The sequence below is a fragment of the Fulvitalea axinellae genome (assembly GCF_036492835.1).
GTDB classification, from domain to species: domain Bacteria; phylum Bacteroidota; class Bacteroidia; order Cytophagales; family Cyclobacteriaceae; genus Fulvitalea; species Fulvitalea axinellae.
In genome coordinates this window covers 357,728-372,746 of sequence record NZ_AP025315.1, presented here as the reverse complement: position 1 = coordinate 372,746, position 15,019 = coordinate 357,728, and the positions used below count along the sequence as shown (strand labels likewise).

The 15,019-nt window shown below is 56.2% G+C and carries 21 protein-coding genes; all 21 read left to right on the top strand.

All coding sequences use genetic code 11. The annotated features are described in order from the left end of the window. The first annotated feature begins 8 nt into the window (after window positions 1–8). The gene (locus tag AABK39_RS20315) at window positions 9–263 is read left to right on the top strand and encodes a Clp protease/crotonase-like domain-containing protein (RefSeq protein WP_338394776.1); all 255 of its coding nucleotides are present in this window, start codon (window positions 9–11) and stop codon (window positions 261–263) included. 3 nt (window positions 264–266) lie between these two features. Continuing rightward, window positions 267–740: a D-Ala-D-Ala carboxypeptidase family metallohydrolase gene (locus AABK39_RS20310; RefSeq protein WP_338394775.1), complete on the top strand. Its 474-nt coding sequence runs from the start codon at window positions 267–269 to the stop codon at window positions 738–740. 1 nt (window position 741) lies between these two features. Further along, on the top strand, window positions 742–1,137 hold the full coding sequence (locus tag AABK39_RS20305; protein ID WP_338392399.1) for a hypothetical protein: 396 nt from the start codon (window positions 742–744) through the stop codon (window positions 1,135–1,137). Further along, on the top strand, window positions 1,121–1,447 hold the full coding sequence (locus AABK39_RS20300) for a hypothetical protein (RefSeq protein WP_338392398.1): 327 nt from the start codon (window positions 1,121–1,123) through the stop codon (window positions 1,445–1,447). The genes AABK39_RS20305 and AABK39_RS20300 overlap by 17 nt, the downstream gene beginning before the upstream one ends. After that, the gene (locus tag AABK39_RS20295; protein WP_338394774.1) at window positions 1,444–2,601 is read left to right on the top strand and encodes a DUF2586 family protein; all 1,158 of its coding nucleotides are present in this window, start codon (window positions 1,444–1,446) and stop codon (window positions 2,599–2,601) included. The genes AABK39_RS20300 and AABK39_RS20295 overlap by 4 nt, the downstream gene beginning before the upstream one ends. Then, window positions 2,601–3,050 (top strand): hypothetical protein, encoded by a 450-nt coding sequence (locus AABK39_RS20290; RefSeq protein WP_338392396.1) that lies wholly within the window; start codon window positions 2,601–2,603, stop codon window positions 3,048–3,050. Before AABK39_RS20295 ends, AABK39_RS20290 begins: the two co-directional genes overlap by 1 nt. Window positions 3,051–3,126: 76 nt before the next feature. After that, window positions 3,127–3,495 (top strand): hypothetical protein, encoded by a 369-nt coding sequence (locus AABK39_RS20285; RefSeq protein ID WP_338394773.1) that lies wholly within the window; start codon window positions 3,127–3,129, stop codon window positions 3,493–3,495. Between the two features lie 165 nt (window positions 3,496–3,660). Beyond that, the gene (locus AABK39_RS20280) at window positions 3,661–6,036 is read left to right on the top strand and encodes a phage tail tape measure protein (protein ID WP_338394772.1); all 2,376 of its coding nucleotides are present in this window, start codon (window positions 3,661–3,663) and stop codon (window positions 6,034–6,036) included. Then, complete coding sequence (locus AABK39_RS20275) at window positions 6,023–6,625, top strand: DUF6046 domain-containing protein (protein WP_338394771.1); 603 nt, start codon at window positions 6,023–6,025, stop codon at window positions 6,623–6,625. The genes AABK39_RS20280 and AABK39_RS20275 overlap by 14 nt, the downstream gene beginning before the upstream one ends. Beyond that, window positions 6,612–7,586, top strand: a complete 975-nt coding sequence (locus tag AABK39_RS20270) for a hypothetical protein (RefSeq protein ID WP_338394770.1) — start codon at window positions 6,612–6,614, stop codon at window positions 7,584–7,586. The genes AABK39_RS20275 and AABK39_RS20270 overlap by 14 nt, the downstream gene beginning before the upstream one ends. Then, window positions 7,583–8,194 (top strand): hypothetical protein, encoded by a 612-nt coding sequence (locus AABK39_RS20265; RefSeq protein ID WP_338394769.1) that lies wholly within the window; start codon window positions 7,583–7,585, stop codon window positions 8,192–8,194. Before AABK39_RS20270 ends, AABK39_RS20265 begins: the two co-directional genes overlap by 4 nt. 1 nt (window position 8,195) lies before the next feature. After that, window positions 8,196–8,447 (top strand): hypothetical protein, encoded by a 252-nt coding sequence (locus tag AABK39_RS20260; RefSeq protein WP_338394768.1) that lies wholly within the window; start codon window positions 8,196–8,198, stop codon window positions 8,445–8,447. Beyond that, window positions 8,447–8,734, top strand: a complete 288-nt coding sequence (locus AABK39_RS20255) for a hypothetical protein (RefSeq protein WP_338394767.1) — start codon at window positions 8,447–8,449, stop codon at window positions 8,732–8,734. Before AABK39_RS20260 ends, AABK39_RS20255 begins: the two co-directional genes overlap by 1 nt. Further along, the gene (locus AABK39_RS20250; RefSeq protein WP_338394766.1) at window positions 8,712–9,035 is read left to right on the top strand and encodes a hypothetical protein; all 324 of its coding nucleotides are present in this window, start codon (window positions 8,712–8,714) and stop codon (window positions 9,033–9,035) included. The genes AABK39_RS20255 and AABK39_RS20250 overlap by 23 nt, the downstream gene beginning before the upstream one ends. Further along, a complete protein-coding gene (locus AABK39_RS20245; protein ID WP_338392387.1) occupies window positions 9,032–10,024 on the top strand; it encodes a hypothetical protein in 993 nt (330 codons plus the stop codon). Before AABK39_RS20250 ends, AABK39_RS20245 begins: the two co-directional genes overlap by 4 nt. Beyond that, on the top strand, window positions 10,021–10,476 hold the full coding sequence (locus AABK39_RS20240) for a hypothetical protein (protein WP_338392386.1): 456 nt from the start codon (window positions 10,021–10,023) through the stop codon (window positions 10,474–10,476). The genes AABK39_RS20245 and AABK39_RS20240 overlap by 4 nt, the downstream gene beginning before the upstream one ends. Further along, complete coding sequence (locus AABK39_RS20235; protein WP_338392385.1) at window positions 10,473–10,673, top strand: hypothetical protein; 201 nt, start codon at window positions 10,473–10,475, stop codon at window positions 10,671–10,673. The genes AABK39_RS20240 and AABK39_RS20235 overlap by 4 nt, the downstream gene beginning before the upstream one ends. Continuing rightward, a complete protein-coding gene (locus AABK39_RS20230; RefSeq protein ID WP_338392384.1) occupies window positions 10,670–11,974 on the top strand; it encodes a hypothetical protein in 1,305 nt (434 codons plus the stop codon). Before AABK39_RS20235 ends, AABK39_RS20230 begins: the two co-directional genes overlap by 4 nt. A gap of 210 nt (window positions 11,975–12,184) precedes the next feature. Beyond that, complete coding sequence (locus AABK39_RS20225; protein WP_338392383.1) at window positions 12,185–13,120, top strand: hypothetical protein; 936 nt, start codon at window positions 12,185–12,187, stop codon at window positions 13,118–13,120. Next, window positions 13,104–13,625 carry a hypothetical protein gene (locus tag AABK39_RS20220; protein WP_338392382.1) on the top strand — a complete coding sequence of 174 codons (522 nt, stop codon included), beginning with the start codon at window positions 13,104–13,106 and terminating at the stop codon, window positions 13,623–13,625. The genes AABK39_RS20225 and AABK39_RS20220 overlap by 17 nt, the downstream gene beginning before the upstream one ends. After that, window positions 13,622–15,019, top strand: coding sequence for a tail fiber protein (locus AABK39_RS20215; protein ID WP_338392381.1), 1,398 nt, complete (start codon window positions 13,622–13,624; stop codon window positions 15,017–15,019). Before AABK39_RS20220 ends, AABK39_RS20215 begins: the two co-directional genes overlap by 4 nt.

Genomic DNA, 15,019 nt, shown 5'->3' with positions numbered 1-15,019 from the left:
CGTAGGCTATGGAGACGCAAGTGTGGGTGTTGGGCGGGGTCGCCGGCTTTTTGGTGGCGGTCCTGCTGTTGCTGTTCCGGGTGTTCCTTCAGAATATGGGAAGCCTGAAGACGCTTATAAACGAGATCCGGATGGAGCTGGTGAAGCAGAACGAACAGCTGAAGACGCTCTTTAACAAGGCTATCGACCAGAAGGAAAAGGTGGACAGGCTGGAGGGGCGTGTGGCGGAGGTGGAACGTGAAATTTACTCTAAACGGGAATAACCCATGAAGAATAACATTAGCGAAAACGTGAGCTACCGGGAGGCCGTGAAGTCGGAAACGGCGATCAGGCACGCGATAGTGAACGAGCCTACGGAGAAGGCGCTGGCGAATATGCGCCGTTTGGCCGAAGAGGTGTTCGAACCGCTCAGGAAACGGGCCGGCGGTCCGGTGGCGGTGACGAGCTTTTTCCGCAGTCCGGCGCTTAACCGCCGTATCGGCGGGTCGCCGACGAGCCAGCACTGCTTTGGGCAGGCGATGGACGTGGACGGGCATGTGTACGGCGGTATCTCGAACAGGGAGATCTTCCGCTTTATCCTGAAGCACTGCGAGTTTGACCAATTGATTTGGGAATTCGGCGACGATATTGAGCCCGCCTGGGTGCATGTGTCGCTTCGGGAGAAAGGCAACCGCAAGCAGGCGCTGAGAGCCGTGAAGGTGGCCGGGAAGACGCAATATTGGGCTTTGGACAAGGCTTGATATGGGGCTTTTCGGCAAAAAGAACCTGGACGCCCAGAAGATGTTCGACACCGTGACGTCGGGCATCGACAAGATGTTTTATACAAACGAAGAGCGGGCCGAGGCGGATATGGAAAGGGTGCGGGCGCATACGGAGTATGTGAAGGGCACGCTGGAGGAAAACGGTACACGGAGCGTGACACGGCGCTATCTGGCCGTGATGATTATGGCGGTGTTTCTGGGTTTGGTGGTGGGGGCCGTAGCGGCCTACCCTTTCGACCGGGAATACGCCAAGTTCATCTTCGAGGTGGCGACAAGCATTTTCACCTTGGCGATGATGGTGGCGGCCTTTTTCTTCGGGTCGCATATGATCAGGAACGTAATGGACAAAAGGAAACGGAATGGAAGAAAGGCATAAGGAATATTTTGACGCGCACCCGGACGTGAAGCGCTTCCACTTTACTACGGACGGGATGGCTTTCGCGAAGCCCAACGACGCCAGGAACCACCAGTTGACGCTGACGGGCAAGCCGGGCGAAGTGGAGACGGTGGACAGGCCCGACCCTGCGGCGGACGGGCTGGAAGCGGAACGGATCGAGGCGCTGGAAAGGGATATAGCTTGGGGAAAAGAGAAGCTTCTGGAGGATCTGGACGAGGACACCCGCGCGGAGCGCGAGGCGAGCCTGAAGAAGGACGAAGAGGAACTGGCTAAACTGAAAGGCGAATGAAACCGGACGTAACATTTACGCTTGGGAACGGGGCCCTCGGGGGCTCCGACCCTTCGGGCGACGGCGTGGCCGGGCTGGTGCTTTCGGGTACGGCCACGGACCATATCGGTCTAAACGAGGCCAAGGCGGTACATAGCCTGGCGGAGGCCGAGGCCCTGGGCCTGACGGGCTTGGCGCTGGCGGAGGTCCGGGAATTTTACGGACAGGCCGGTGACGGCCAGGAGCTTTGGCTGTTGCTGGTGAGCGGGGAGACAAGTTTGGAGGACATTTGCGACGTGACCAAGGACTTGGCCAAAAAGCTGTTGCAGGCGTCGAACGGGCGGGTGCGGATCTGGGGCGTGAACCCCGAGAGGGCCGAGAGCTATACGCCGACGATAACGGAAGGGCTGGACCCGGACGTATATGCGGCGATGGGCAAGGCGCAGGCGCTTTGCGAGGACTTGGCGGGCAGGCATATGCCTACCCGGTGCATCCTTCCGGGCAGGGCTTGGGACGGAGACGTGAGCAAGCTGAAAAACCTGAAGACGGCGAGCGACAACCGGGTGCAGATAACGATGCACGGAGCCAAGGCGACCGAAGAGGCCAAGGTGGGATTTCTGCTGGGGCTTTACTCCAAAATCGCCGTACAGCGGAATATCGGGCGCGTGGCCTCGGGCGACCTTGGCGTGGACGAGGCTTACCTGACCGACGGGGCGACCACCGCTGAGGCCTTTGTGCCCAAGGCGGACACGTTGCACGACAAGGGTTACGTGTTTCCGCTGGTGCGGGTGGGCAAGGCCGGGTACTTCTACAACGACGACCCCGCGGCCACTTCGAATACGGACGATTACGCCAGCTTCGCCAGAGGCAGGGTGATAGACAAGGTACAGCGGATAGCCTACGGGGTGTACCTGGACTTTGTGAACGACGACTACGCCGTGGACCGCGGGGGCAGGATTTCGCCGGGCGAGCTGAAGCGCTTGCAGGGCAAAATCGACGACGCGGTGAACCAAGCTATGACTGCGAACGGCGAGATAAGTGCTTTCGGCAGTTATGTGGACGCCGGACAGGACACGCTGGGCACGGGTAAAACGGAGGTCCGTTTGTCGGTGTTGCCCAGGTCTTACCACAAGAACATAGAGGTTAATTTGGGATTCGCTAAAAGCCTGGAGTAATGGAGACATTCAATACCAAAACGGCGCAATACAGCTGGTACGAGCTGTCGGTGATCATGGACGGCAGGCCGATAGCGGAGCTGACTGATATCGAGTACAAGACGAGCAAGGAGCTGGAGCACGTGTACGGCGCGGGAAGGAATCCGCTGTTTATCGGCGAGGGAAACAAGACGCACGAGGGAAGCATGGAAATGCTTCAGTCGGGCTATGAGGCGATGGTGGCCGAAGCCAAGAAACGGGGCGATGATGACGTGACCGATCTGGAAGTGGACATTATCGTGAGCTATGTGCCGAAGGGCCAGACAGCCGGAGGCTTGGCGGCCAAGACTACGGTGGACCGCCTTGTGGGCGTGAAGTTCGCGGAGTCGGGCAAGAAGTTCGGCCAGGGCAACACCCATATGAAGGTGTCGATACCTTTCAAGTGCTTGCGGATCGAGCATCGCGTGTAGAGTTCGGATTTGGCCTCGGCTACGGGGCCTTATCCCTTTTTAACAAGTATTTAAAAACTGTTTAAACGGTATTCAGATGGCTGACAAAACGGGAAACAAAGACGCGGAAGCGCAAGAATTCAAAGTGCCGAAAGCTTGCGAGGCGGACGTGAGGGCGTGGAAAGAGAAGCACGGCAAGGTTAAGTATTTGGACATGGACGGCAAGGCCTTGTTTTTCCGAATGCCTACGCGTCAGGAAATGGCGGCGGCCGAGAATCTGGCGGAAGACGAGAACGGCCGGATGGACAGCTACAAGAAAGCGGAAAAGCTTTTTGTGGACTGTTTTCTGGGCGGCGAGTTGACGCTGGAGCAGGTGCTGGACGATGTAGAGGTGTATATGGCCGTGACGGAATACTGCCTTTTTAGACTGGTGGAAAGAAAAAACGTGAGCTGGGGAAGCTGTTAGGGAAGGCCAAGGAGCGGGTCCGCGAGGACTCGCTCCTTTATGTCAACACGCTTCTCCAATACCACAATATCAGCGCCGATCCGGACAGCCTTTCGGACGGCGAATGGGCGATGAAATACGCCATACTGGAGGATATAAGGAACAAGGAAAAAGAAAGGACGGCGGGTGAGCTCTCAGGGTTATTCTTACAAAATAGACGTTGACACCAACGGCAACGCCGTACTGCCAAGCCTGGTGAATAACGCCGAGCGGGCGGACGCGTCGCTGAACCGCTTTACCAAGGACGCCAACGGCAGACTGCGGGACGCCAACGGGCGCTTTGTGACGCTCGGCCGGTCGGCGGAGGGCGTAAGGCGCAAGGTGGGCGGTCTGGGTCCGGCCTCGATAAGGGGTCTTGGCACGCTGGAAAGGCGGGCGAAAGCCGGCACCGGCGCTATGGCCGGACTGCGGAGTATGGTGGCCGGGCTCGGGCTTACGCTGAGCACGGGCGCCTTGGCCACCGGCCTTGTGGGCACGGGGGCGGGATTCGAGAAGAGCATGAGCAACGTGCAGGCTCTTTCGAACGCTACCCGCACCGAGATGGTGGGCCTGAAAGCTGCGGCGCGGGAAGCCGGGGACACTACGGTGTTCAGCGCCCGGCAAAGCGCCGACGGTATGGGGTATCTGGCCTTGGCGGGCTTTAAGGCCGACCAGCAGATACAGGCCTTGCCGGCCACCCTGAATTTGGCGGCGGCGGGCGGTATGGAGCTGGCGAGGTCGGCGGATATCGCCACCAACATCCTAAGCCAGTACCGTATGAAAGCCTCGCAAACGGGCGTGGTGGTGGACCAGCTGGCCTTTACCCAAAGCCGGTTCAATACCAATATTGAGGAGGCTTCGGACGCCATGAACTACTGGGGGCCCACGGCCAAGGCTATGGGGGTCGGGCTGGCGGAGAGTAACGCCACGATAGGCCTGTTGGCCAACAACGGCCTTAAGGGATCGTTGGCGACCAGGGCTTTGGGTACGTCCATTGTCCGGCTTACCAAGCCGACGAAGGCCATGCGGGGCGTAATGGACGAACTGAATCTGAGCTTTTTTAACGGCGAGGGCCGGTTTATAGGCATGTCGGGCATGATCGGGATGCTGAACGAGCGCATGGCCGGCCTGAACGACAAGCAGAGGCAGGCGGCGCTTTCGACAGTGTTCGGGTCGGAGGCGATACAGGAGATGAATATCCTGTTGGCCGAGGGGTCTGAAAAGATACGCTACTGGACCGGGGAGCTGGAGAACGCCGAAGGCACGGCCAAGCGTATGGCGGATACGAAGCTGGACAATCTGGCCGGTGACTTCCAGATGCTGAAAAGCGCTACGCAGGAAGCGAGCCTGAAGATTTACGATCAGCTGGGGCCTTCGTTGCGGTCGGCCACTAAGGACGCTACCGGGTTTGTTCGGGCTATGGATACTAAGGAGGTTGGACTCTATATGACCTCGTTAGTGACAAAGGGGAAAAAAGCAGTCGGCTTTCTTTTTAAACACCGAAAGACTGTTTTAGGGTTAGCCAAAGCAGTATTGGTTTTGAAGTCAGCAACCCTCGCCTATGCTGTAGGCTTACGGATAGAGACGGGTCTTTTAGCAGCTGCTCGAACAGCGAAATTCGCCTATATAACGGCAACCCGAGGGGCCACTGTGGCGCTAAGAGCTATGAATACCACTATGATGGCTAGTCCCACGGGTTTGATACTGGCTGGTATAACGGCTGTTACCGCTGCGATTGTTTTACTAAGCAAGAAAACTAAAAAGGCCACCGAAGCCCAGGTGAGTCTGAATGAAGCCCAACGTAAATCGGACGAATCGAAGAAAGACAGACTGGGAACGGAAAAGGCGACCGATCTGGACCTGAAAAAGTCAAAACTTGAAGGATTGACTAATGACCAGATAGCGGGTCTTAAACGTCGGGCAAAAGCGAGAATTGCCGAAATCAAGGATCAGCGGGTAGATATGCGTCTGCAATATCAGGATGAGGTCGGGTTGCGAAAGAAGCATGTTCCGAAGGTTTGGGAAGCCATACAGAAAGAAGAAAAGGAGATTGAGGAGTGGAAGAAAAGTAAGCTCCCTGCGCACGACAAAAGAAATGCCATCAGGTACCATAGAGAGCGCAAAAAAGATCTGGAGGCACAATACGGGAAAATGACCGATTCCGGTTTTATGTCTCGTTATGTAAAGGAATCAGGCAGACTGAATAAGACCTTAAAGAAAAATGAGGAGCTTTTGTCCTGGACACTTAAGCGTCTGCCCGAAAAACAAGACAGCCCACTGGGCGGACCGTTGACAACCGGAGGCAAAGACGACAAGAAGATGAGCGAAAACATTATTTCCGGCGGAGCCTCCCAGCGGATTATAAATATTCAGGTGGACAAGTTTCAGGACGCCATCAACTTCCACGTGAAGGAAGCGGTGGGCGATCTGGCGGACAAGGCCGAGGATATGGAAGAGCTAATGAACGAGGCCTGGGCGAGGACACTGAACACGGCAAACCAAGCGGCGCATGGCGGAATTTGACCTTAACGGACTTTACGAAGAGGTGGCCGGCTACAGGGGCTACCCTTTCCCTGTGGACCTGGACAAGTTGCCGAAGGCTGTTCTGGAACAGCAGAGGAACCGTTACCGCTTGCTTACGGGGCAGGCCGTGGACGGCCAGCCGGTCATAGCGCCGGTAACGCTTGGCGACGTGGCGCTGGGGCATGTGGAAGAGGGCAAGACGACGGTGGGGCTTCAGCCTATGGTGGTGTTGGAAGGCAAGAAGCGGATAGTGAAAAGCGTGATAGCGGGCGGTCTGTATGACGGCACGGTGAAAGAGTTTATCAACTTCGACGACTATAAGATACGGGTGTTCGGAGTGTTGGCAAACAGGAAAACGCAGGGGGCCTACCCCGTGGACGAGGCTGATTTGCTGAAGGGGCTTTGGCTGCGGAACGAGTCGCTGTTTTTTTCGAACGTGGCTACGGACGGGCTGTTTGAGAACGTGGTGATCACGGACATAAAACTTAAGGAGCTGAACAAGGCGCCGGGTATGCAACTGTACGAGATCAAGGCGATCAGCGACTCTACGCTGGACGCCGAAAGACTGAAAGGCAATGCTAAGACCTGAAATGGAGATAGAGATCGGCGATTTGCTCTTTAAGGGGTGCGTGTCCTTCGAGGTGACCAGGGACGTGGACCGGCTGTCGGTGACGGGGCTGGTTACGCTTCCGCTGAAGGCGGTGCTGAAGGGCGAGGGCGAAGTGACCGTAAGCCGGGAAGTGAGGCCGGGCGACGCCGTGACGGTCCGGGCCGGGTACAGGGGCCACGGGATCAGGGAGGTGTTCAGGGGATTCGCCGTGAACGTGGACCCGAGCGACCGGGTGCGGATACGCCTGGAGGACCAAACCTATCTATTGCGCAAAAAGGCCGTGGTGTTCGACAAGCGGGACTACGGCAAGAGCTTGGCCCAGATCTGCGCCAAGTTGGTGGAAGGCACGGACCTGAAGGTATCGGACCGGACGGCCAAGGTGAAAATCGACAAGATGAACTACAGCGGAAACTCGGCGGGGGCATTGGCGAGGATAAAGGAGACGCTGAACCTTAGCTGTTATTTTGACAACGGGGAACTGTATGTGGGCGGTGCCCAGCTGAATCCGAAGGGGTCGGCCAAGTGTATTTACGGGGTGAACATTATAAAAAACAGCCTGAAATACGAGTACGCCGAGACGAATCCCGTGATGGTGGAAGTGGTGGGCAAGATGGCCGACGGCGAGGAGGTAAAGGTGACGAAGGGCATGGAGGGCGGATCGAAGATGACCTTTGTTAAATACAATGTGACGGACAAGAAACTGCTGGAGCGGATGGCGACCGAGATACTGGAGAGATACAGCTTTGACGGGTTCAGGGGTAGCTTGACACTGAAATTTTTGCCTTGGTGCGAGCCGGGCGGGTCGGTGGACTATTCGAACGCCAGCTACGGCGACGGTACGGCGGGGCGGTATTTCGTCCGGTCGGTGAAATACGCTTTTTCGGGGTCTTCGGGCCTTACGCAGACGGTGAGGCTCGGGCCTAAACTTACGGGGATATGAAGGACGCTTTGCGGGAGCTGGAGGTGTTTTTCGGCAATATGCTTTCGTCGGCCTTCGTGGGCAAGGTGAAGGAGACGGACAAGGCCGAGAACGAGGCCGTGATTACGGTGGAGCGTGACGGGATGCAATATGACGTGAAGCTGAAAAGTATAATAGACAAAGCTGGAAGTCATATGATTGCGATTCCCGAAAAGGAGAGCTTCGTGTTTTGCGTAAGCGAGGGAAACAGCAAGGAGCGGTATCTGGCGGTGGCCCTTAACGAGGTGGAGAAGGTGATTTACAAGGGCGGGAATATCGCTTTCAGGCTGGACGATCCGGCCAAGAGGGTGGCGCTGGAGGTGGGCGACGTGTCGGTGAAGATGGACGGAAAGAAGGTGGTGTTCAACGACCAGGCTAATGACAGTTACCTGACGAATATCAATAGCCTGGTGAAGAGGATCAACGCCTTGGAGGAGGATCTGAACACGGTTAAGAACGCGTTTAAAACGTGGACCCCCGCTCCTTTTGACGGTGGCGGGGCGCTAAAGGCGATAACGTCTAAGTGGTTCGGAAAGGCTTTCGTAAAGACTACGGTGGAAGATTTGAAGGACGATAAAGTACAACACTGATATGGCGCTGGACAAGAACAAGCTGGAGGCGAACATCGCCGTGCGGATAAAGGGCGTGGACCTTACGGACAAGGGCGCCACGGCTTCGCTGGTGAGGATACTGGCAGAGGAGATAGCCGAGTATGTACGGCCTTTGGAGGAAGCCTATAACGGGCATACGCACGGTGGCGTGATCGTGGGGGTTGCGGGCGGATCGGGCTCGCCCGCCGTGGGGACGACCGGAAACTCGGGGGAAACGACAAACAAAACGTAATGGACTATCTGATGGACAAGGATATGGATTTGGCCGTGGAAGACGGCGATTTCCTTCGGGGCGAAGCTGGCGACAGGAACGAGCTGGCGCATCTGGTGACGGCGCCGGGCGACTGGAAGCAGTACCCGGAGCTGGGGGCCGATCTGGCCCGCCAGCTTAACGACGAGGCGGGCGGAAACCTGTACCGGGCCGTGGCGGACAGTATGGGACGCGACGGCTACCGGGTGAAGGGCGCCCGTATTTCGGACGGCAAACTTCGGGTGGATGCGGAAGATCAGGACGCTTAGCGGGCAGACGCTGGCCGACGTGGCGGTGCGGGAATCGGGGAGCCTGGAGGCTTTGTTCGATTTGGCCGGCGACAACGGGCTTTCGGTAACGGACGCTTTGGGCGACGGGCTGGAGCTGGAGACGGACCGGGAGGCGATAAGGCCGGAGACGGCGGGGTTCTTCGGGAGGAACGGGATTTTCCCGGCCACCGGACGGGAAGCCGTGGACGGCGGCGGTACGGTGGAACCGCCACCGGGACCGGAGGGTATCGGGTATTGGGTTATTGGCTCGACATTCAAGGTGACAAAAAAGAAGACATGAGAAGATCAAGAAACGCTATAAAGAGCTTCTTCGAAACGGGGGACACGCCGTCGCGGGAAGATTTCGCCGACTTTATCGATTCGGTGTTTTTTCACAACGAAGACACGCTTACGGCCAGTAAGATCAGTGACCTGTCGGAGGCGCTGACGCCTTACGCGCTCAAGGACGAGATCCGGCTGAAGCCGGGGCTTAGTTTCGCCGTGGCGGATCTTTCGGCCAGGGACGCCATCCCCTCGTATCTGCGGGCTTGGGATCAGGAGATCAGGGTGGTGTCGGAGGGAAAGAGCTTCAGGCTCACGGAGGGGAAGGCGTCCGGGGATCTGGCGGATAACGGGAATTGGAGCGCCTTGCCCGCGGAGTTTACCGATACGCAGGTGAGCAGGCTTTTGGCCGGCGTGTACATTAACGCCACGGCCTCGATAAGCCGGAACAGGGCGGTGATCGAGAAAGGCCTTACGGCGGACACGAATATAAACGTGTCCTGGAACGTGTCGGCGGGCGACGACAATATTACGGAGGTTACGGTGGCGGGCATCGACGGGACGCCGGGTAACAGCGGGAACCGTACGGTAGGGCTCCGGGACAGCTGGACCTTTACGCTCCGGGCGAAACGGACGGCTTCGGACGGCACGCCTAAGGGCGATCTGGTGAAGAGTGCCGGGGTGTCGGCGGTGGTGCCCGTTTTTTATGGGGTTAGCGCCGAGAGCACCTACCCTGAAGCGGACCCTTACGGCACCGGGTTTACGAAACTTGTTCAGACCGGGCGAACCGTTCCACGGCAGAGCTTTTCGCCGAACAACCAATACGTTTGGTTTATTTCCACACGGTCCGGAATGACCGTATACGACGAGAACAACCTCGCCCAAAGCGGATTCACAGAGACCGAGATCGATTTGCGACTGCCTGACGGAACGACCGAAAAGGCTTACGCTTATGTTTCCAAGACGCCGAAGACCGTGACCGGATTCGGCTATGATTTAAGGCTATGAGATTTACGGAAGGAATCGAGATGAAAGAGGCCGAGCCTCTTGACAAAAACCGGGACAGCGTAGCGACGTTTGACGATCTGCTTACGCTGGAGTACGCCTGTTTGGGGATTGAGGTGAAGGTGAAGGATCAAGCGTATAAAAAATACGTGTGGTTTCGGGGGGCGCAGGATCAGGCGGAGAATTGGAAGGTGGCTTCGGGGGAAGAGGAATTCCATTACCCGATCGAGTTTATCGCCACCAACCTGAACGCCAATATTTTGGCAGAGACGGATTTTGAGGTATTGGGAACCTCCGAATCCGATAATGTCACCGATGTGCGGGTATACCTGGACGACGCGCTGAAAACCTCTTTTCCTTTCGATGTGGCGAAGGGCAAGGTTGTCCGTGTCGGGGTCACCACAACAGAACCAGACGGAATTTCACTTGTAAACCTGAAATGTAAACGAAAATGACAAGCGAAGAAATACAAAAATACATAGCCGAACACCCGGCCACCAAAACGGAGAAATGCCCGGTAAGCGGACGCTGGGAGCGCCGGGAATGGGACTTGGAAGACGGGCGGAAGATCGTAGAGGAAAACACGTACGGCTATCCGCCGGAGCACGGGGACGCTTATCTGGGCAAGAAAACAAAATACACGGCGGTATGAGAAAGTGGACAAAGAAGATAACGGATTACGGCACGTCCGGGTATTACGTTTCGGCCCGTTACGGGCGGGACTTGCCCGAAGATCCCGCTTATCATCCGGTTGACAATCCCGATCCCACGGCTTACGGCGGGCCGGCGAATCCGCTTAAGAGCTTTGAGAAGTTTTACCAGTCTTCTCTAAACTCCAGTGTATGCATGCTGGATTCTGCCTGGATAAATCTTTCTTCCGACTATAGTTACCGTACGATTGTCGGTGACGGCTATGTGATCGTAAAAACAAGCGGATATATTTTAGCGTCCAAATTCCATAATATTTGGGCAATAAATTGCAGATCCAATCACGGCAACAACGGCAACTATTTCTACGGTTGTTTTTGCCTTAACGTAAGCTCGAAAGACATTTATGATTCCGTTATCATCAAATCGACTTTGGTCAGCACGTCCAGCCAAAATCACCTGATAATGAGGAACGTGACGGCCGTCGATTGCTACATCGCCGATCGGTCGGCGGATGTGCGGGACTGTATCTTTGTCGATCTGAGAGAGACGTCTTATATGTACTCGGACGTTTACGCCCATGACTATTCGCTTTTTGTAAACACGAAGCTAAACCGCAACGGTGAGCTGAAAAGTCTGGCGGAGCTGAAAGCGGGCGGAGAGTGGCTCAAATCGTTTGATGAGAATGATATTGGAGCGACAACCGCTTTCGATATTTTCAACAACCCGATAGACGTTACGGAATCAAATTTCATGTTCGCGGACTTTTCGTTACGGCCCGAAGTTTCGGAAAAGGTGAGATACGGAGGCGATACGGGCGGATATCTGGGGGCGTACGACGTAGCCGTAAGGCTAACGGCGGAAAGCTTGTGGAACGACTACAAATCGACCAGCCAGAATTTGGTTTTGGAATCGGGATTTTTCATCACGCTAGATAACAGCCAAGAGGGCGTTTTCCACTCGACGGCCATTCCGCTCGGGCATGCGCTTACGGTGGACGGAATCGATTTCGCTTCCGAAACGGCGTGGAGCGCCGAAGGCTGGGCCAACGCCCGGATGGACGACACCCCGTACGAAACCGCGGACCCCGCCACGGAACAGCGGAGCGCTTTCGTGTTCGAAGCCGATTTCTTTTCCAACGGAGCGTGGACCGGCTGGAAGAAGATGGAGCCCGGCGTAGGCTTCGTAGACTCGAACGGGAAGGGAAACATGGACACGGGATATGACCCGGACACCGCCCAGCTGATCCCGAACGTAACGCAGATCAAGATCGGGTTCACGCTCCGCAAGGAGGTGACGGCGTGAGTTCGGCCAAAACACAATCGGTAAGCGTCCGGGGGAAGTCGGCCCCGTCCGAACGGCTCCGCGAAACCCGGACCGGGGCCGTGTCGGTCCGGGGCGTGACCGTTCCGGACTTGGACCGCGTACGGAACAAACCGTACTTTTTAGCGCTCAGCGTCCGGCAACACCGACCGAAGCCGGAAGTTAGAATAGGGGCGATTATACCTATGTAATATGGCAAGAAGTATAACACAGATACAACAATCCATCCTAACCGCCAAGGAAGCGGAGCCCGGACTGGCCACTCTGGACAGCCCCAAGAAAGTGGCCGAGTGGCGCCTGTGGGCTTACGTGGTGGCCGTGGCTATCTGGGCGCTGGAGAAGCTCATGGACGCTCACCGGGCCGAGGTGGCGGAGATCGCCGAGCGGTTCCGTCCGCATAACATCCGCTGGTACAGGGAACAATGCCTGGGTTTTCTGGACGGGCTGGATCTTGTCTGGGACGGCGAGCGCTACGCCCAGGCGGTTTCGGAAGGCGAAGAATACCGCAAGCCCACGGAGGAAGAGACGGAAGACTTGGCCGTGATCAGACGTTGCGCCGTGGTCGAAGGCGAAGAGGTGCTGGTGATCAAGGTGGCGACCGAGGAAAACGGAACGGTACAGCCTCTTAGCCAGGAGCAATACACCCGCTTCAGCGCATACATGAACAAGGTAAAAGACGCGGGCAACAGGCTGGATATAGTAAACAATCCGCCGGACGATCTGCGTATGAGAATCTGGATAAGATACAACCCGTTGGTGATGTCGCCGGACGGCTCTTTGGTAACCGATCCGAGGGCCTTTCCCGTAAACGAGGCGGTTACCACTTACCTGGCCAACTTGGACTTTAACGGCGATTTCGTCAATACCGACCTGCTCGACCGTATCCAGAAAGCCGAAGGCGTAAGCGATGTAACGGCGGTACGGATGGAGGCCCGATACGGCGGTTTGGACTGGTTCGAATTCAAGAGCCTTTACAGTCCCTTCGCCGGTTATCTGGCCATAGCCGGGGAGTGGAAAGCGGAACCTTATACAGTGTTGGACAATGCGGGCAGGGAGCTGGCGATTAAGGCGTTAGCCGACAGGTCCGAAAATTCGGGAGCGGTAATAGCCTATGAGCCGGATATTTAATATCGATTACAAAAAGCTGGTCACGTGGATGGTTCCCGTGGCCTTCCGCAAGCCAAAGCGTCTGGCGTGGTTGCTTAGCCTTACGGCTCCGGTAGTCGAGCTGTATACGGCCTACTGCGTCACGGAGAACAGGGAGAGCAAAATCCCGGACCTGTGGAGCTTCCGGGACAAGACGCTCTACGATCTCCGGCACAACAGTACGGTCGTGTATATGGAGAAACTGCTTAACGACCGCTTCAACCTCGGCGCCGGGCCTACCGATCCGCTGATCAGGATCGCGGACGGAAGCTCTCCCCTTCGGGTGTTCTCTTATTTGAACGTAGAGAACAACCCGATCTATACGGACGGCCCGACATACACGCACCTGAAGGAGGAATACGCGGCGGATTACGCCGATTTCATAATACAGGTGCCCAGTACGGTAAACTACGACGTGGCGGTGATGAAATCGCTGGTCAACAAATTCAAATTGGCGGGAAAGAAATACAAAATAGTAACGGTATGAAAAGACTGGAACTGGAGGGCAAGTTGAAGGGCTTTCCCCTTGAGAGTACGACACTGCTCTACATGCAACAGGCCTATGTCTCGGCTTTTCGGGCGCTGTGTGGAACCGTGGGCCTCACGGGCCCTACAAAAGCCCTTATCCTTACGGGGATGGAAAACTTGGCCACCGCGTCGGTGGGCGAACAGGTAAACGAGGGCTGGGTCGCTTGGCAGGGCGAAACAATCCACTTTCGGGCATCGACCAAGAACGCCGGAGGAAAGGTGGAGCTCGTCGAGGAGGTGGACCCGGCCATAGGTCCGAGCCGGTACAAGGACAAAAGCCTGAAAGACGTTTATATGTCCCGCTATCTCAGGTTCTCCGAAGCCGGACAGCCTTTTCAGTTTGTAAGGCCCGATACGCTCGAAGCTCTTACAGCGAAGATGGCGACGGCTTTTGAGCAGATTGGAGGTAAGGAGCCTGCATTCGATAAAAACAGCGCATTTAACCTCAATAAGAGCGATAGCGACACTTCCGGCTCGTCGGACACGTTGGCGACCAGTTCAGCCGTTAAGAAGGCCAAGGACCGGGCGGACAGCGCCTATTCTCTGGCCGAAGGCAAGGAGCCGAAGATCACCAAGAAAAGCGGGTTTAACAAGGACAAAAGCGACAGCGACACTTCCAGCTCGTCGGATACGCTGGCCACCAGTTCAGCCGTTAAGAAGGCCAAGGACCGGGCGGACAGCGCTTATTCTCTGGCCGAAGGCAAGGAGCCGAAGATTACCAAGAAAACGGGGTTTAATAAGGATAAGAGCGACAGCGACACTTCCGGCTCGTCGGATACGTTGGCCACCAGTTCAGCCGTTAAGAAGGCCAAAGACCGGGCGGATAGCGCTTATGATCTGGCTAATGGTAAGGAGCCCAAGTTCACTAAGAAAACGGGATTTAATCTGGACAGGAGTGATTTGGTCAGCTCTGACAACGGTAATGTGTTGGCCACTTCCAAGGCTGTAAAGGTGGCGTATGACCAAGCTGTCAACGCTCTTAACAAGGCTGGAGAAGCGAAAACCCAAGCGGACAAAATCCCGAATTGGGCCACTGACCGGGAAGATTTCCTTAAGGTTATTTGTGCCGGGAATGTTTCCTCGGCGGGTACAAGGAAGGATTATTGGGGTAAAGACCGAGTCGGTGGGTTTCCATTCACAAGCGCTAAAATAGCCGACTCCAAATACCGGATCACCCATAATTTCGGGGAGCAGTATTATGGCGTTATCGGCGGAATCAGGGATACGGCCTCAGGCGGAGTCGCTTTGGAAGAGAAAAACCCTAACGACTTTGTGGTTAGGACCTACAAACTCAACAGTAACGCCGATATGGTAGACCACAATTTCACATTCATAATGTATGACCTGAATTGA